Below are 381 nucleotides of genomic sequence, written 5' to 3' on the forward strand. Positions count from 1 at the left end.
GACCACGCCACGTCGGGGTTCGGCCGTCAGGGTCGACCGGATCATGCCGGTCGAATACTCACCGGTGATGACGATCGCACCGAAGATCCCGGCCACCAGCATCGTGAACTGGATGGGCGCGGTCAGCAGGGTGGCGGGGGCGAATCCGCCGCCGTTGTCATTTGCCGCGAGGGCGAGCAGGAAAGAGATCCCCAGCGATAGCACCGCGGTGATTCCCAGCGACCACCACGTCGAGCGCAGGGTCAGGATCTTGATGGTCTCGCTGCGCAACAGGCGAGCGAAAGTAAGGCGGTGGGCGGGTGCGTGCGTGGCGCGGCGGGGTGCCGCAGCGAGCGAGGTCATGCGATCTCCTTGGTCTTGTATTCGACCGAGTCCTCGGTC

General features: G+C 65.9%; 1 pseudogene. It reads right to left on the reverse strand.

From position 1 onward, the window contains the following. Positions 1–342 (reverse strand): annotated as a pseudogene (locus tag ARTB_RS21450) (ABC transporter permease); the annotation flags it as partial. Positions 343–381 lie beyond the last annotated feature (39 nt).

This window comes from Arthrobacter humicola, from assembly GCF_022803015.1.
Classification (GTDB): Bacteria; Actinomycetota; Actinomycetes; order Actinomycetales; family Micrococcaceae; genus Arthrobacter; species Arthrobacter humicola_A.